The sequence below is a fragment of the Subdoligranulum sp. APC924/74 genome (genome assembly GCF_003324125.1).
Taxonomy (GTDB): Bacteria; Bacillota; Clostridia; order Oscillospirales; family Ruminococcaceae; genus Gemmiger; species Gemmiger qucibialis.
This window is the reverse complement of sequence record NZ_PSQF01000175.1, coordinates 1-2,382: the sequence shown is the minus strand read 5'-3', so window position 1 is coordinate 2,382 and position 2,382 is coordinate 1. Positions and strand designations below refer to the sequence as shown.

Genomic DNA, 2,382 nt, shown 5'->3' with positions numbered 1-2,382 from the left:
TTATCGAGCATTTTGGCAACGCAGATGCCGTGCCGCAGCTGCCGGAGCGGTGCTTAAGCCGCAAGGCGGGAATTGTGCGGTGTTACCCAAAAGAACAGGAAATAACAAGAGCGCACGTACCTGTAATGATAGCAGGTACGTGCGCTTTCTCTTTATCATGTGCCTTAATGGGAAAGATATTCGCTGCTGAGCTTTTCCAGCGTGGCGCTGTCAATATACTGGTTAATGACCTGGTTCAGCCCTTCCCAAAAGCCCAGGGTCTCGCACTGGGCGCGGTGGGGGCAGCTTTCTGCGGAAGTGGCAAGGCAGGGAACGGGGACAATCTCGCCCTCCACCGCGCGCAGGATATCGCCCGCAGTGATCTGGGCGGCAGGGCGGCTGAGCCGGTAGCCGCCCTGGCTGCCGCGGCCGCTTTCTACAAGGCCGGCTTTGCTTAACGGGGCAACGATCTGCTCCAGATATTTTACGCTGATGCCCTGATTATCGCTGACTGCTTTAAGGGGCAGATACTCCCCGGGGGTGGCGCTGGCCAGTTCCACCATCAAAAGCAGTGCATAGCGGTCCTTGGTTGAAAACTTCACGGTGTTAATGCCTCCTGATGTCTGATGCCTTTATCATAGCAGATTTTTGCCCGTGCGGCAAGCCTTTGACGCTGCCAGGCGGGGCGGGCTGCGGCCATTTTCTGACATATTGCAGATTTTACACTCTACAAACCTGCTAAACTTATAGGAAAATGCTGAAATGTACAAATAAGCTTGACAACCGCGCCAAATGGGGCTATACTTGCGCCATAGCAAAAAACAAATGTGCCGCACCACAAAGGTGCTGGTTCAGCAGGGAAAGGAAGTGCTGTCAGAATGAAAACCGCAGAACGCCGTGATGGTATGATGATGTGCATGTGCAGTTTGCTCCGGCAGCCTGTACCTGTTTTCCCTGCGCGCATTTAACAGCAGGGGTGCAGCGGCGGCGTGCCGGGAACGGTACGCCGCCGCTTTTGCTTTATATAAGGCAACACCGCACAATTCCCGCCTGACGGCTTAAGCACCGCTTCGGCGGCTGCGGCACGGCATCTGCGTTGCCAAAATGCTCGATAATACACAAAGTATTATCTGCGCTTTTGGCTTAGCATCTGCCGCACCTCGCTCGCCGTATCGGCACTTAGAATTATGCGGCATTGCCATAAATATTTTATCCCCGCGTTTATCTGGATAGAAAGGGTGGGTTACCAATGAAATACAGTCCCCGCTGTAAGCAGCCCGGTGTGCGAATGTGTTGCGCTGTTTGAGGGAACACCACAACATAATTTAAAACAAACACAAACCGGAAAAATAACCGTAACAAAAAGGAGATAACAACCATGAAAAAGCTGATTTCTACTGTTCTGGCCGCAGCCCTTACACTCAGCCTGGCCGCTTGCGGTTCTACTGCCGCTTCTTCCACCTCTGAGGCCGCTTCCGGCAGCGAAGCCGCCAGCACTGCTTCCAGCGAAACTGCATCGGATGCCTCCGATGCCGTCGATTTTACCGGTGATGGCTATGATGCTGCCGTAGACTATGCTTCACTGGCTGGCACCACCATCAAGGTGGCTGCTTCCCCCGTGCCGCATGCCGACATTCTGAAAGTGGCTGGCGATATCCTGGCAAAGGCAGATATCACCCTGGATGTGGTTGAATATACCGAATATGTGCAGCCCAACCTGGTAACCGAGTCTGGCGAAGTGGATGCCAACTACTTCCAGCACGGCCCCTACCTGGAGGACTTTAACAAGAAGAACAACACCCACCTGGTAAGCGTTGCCGCCATCCATTACGAGCCGCTTGGCCTGTACCCGGGCAAGACCAAGAGCCTGAACGACCTGGCTGACGGTGCCAAGATTGCAGTTCCCAACGATACTACCAACGAAGCCCGTGCCCTGCAGCTGCTGGCTGCCCAGGGCATCATTACCTTGAAAGAGGATGCTGGCCTGGCCGCCACCAAGAACGATGTTGTGGATAACCCCCACAACATTGAGCTGGTAGAGATGGAAGCTGCCCAGCTGCCCCGTACCCTGTCCGACGTTGACTTTGCTGTTATCAACGGCAACTATGCTGCCGATGCTGGCTTCTCTGCCAGCAAGGACGCCCTGGCCGTTGAGGATACAACCTCTGAAGCTGCCCAGACCTACGCCAACCTGCTGGTTGTAAAAGAAGGCAACGAGAACGAGCCCGCCATCAAGGCACTGGTTGCTGCCCTGACCAGCCAGACCGTGAAGGATTACATCGATTCCACCTATGACGGTGCGGTGGTTGCCGTTTTCTAAGGCAATACCGCACAATTCCCGCCTGACGGCTTAAGCACCGCTCCGGCGGCTGCGGCACGGCATCTGCGTTGCCAAAATGCTCG

General features: G+C 54.9%; 2 protein-coding genes. One reads left to right on the top strand and one right to left on the bottom strand.

From position 1 onward, the window contains the following. Positions 1-164 precede the first annotated feature (164 nt). Positions 165-581, bottom strand: coding sequence for an Rrf2 family transcriptional regulator (locus C4885_RS15990; RefSeq protein ID WP_114001283.1), 417 nt, complete (start codon positions 579-581; stop codon positions 165-167). A gap of 776 nt (positions 582-1,357) precedes the next feature. On the opposite strand from C4885_RS15990, the gene C4885_RS15985 reads away from it, so the two are divergent. Continuing rightward, the gene (locus C4885_RS15985) at positions 1,358-2,299 is read left to right on the top strand and encodes a MetQ/NlpA family ABC transporter substrate-binding protein (protein WP_114001282.1); all 942 of its coding nucleotides are present in this window, start codon (positions 1,358-1,360) and stop codon (positions 2,297-2,299) included. Positions 2,300-2,382: the final 83 nt, after the last annotated feature.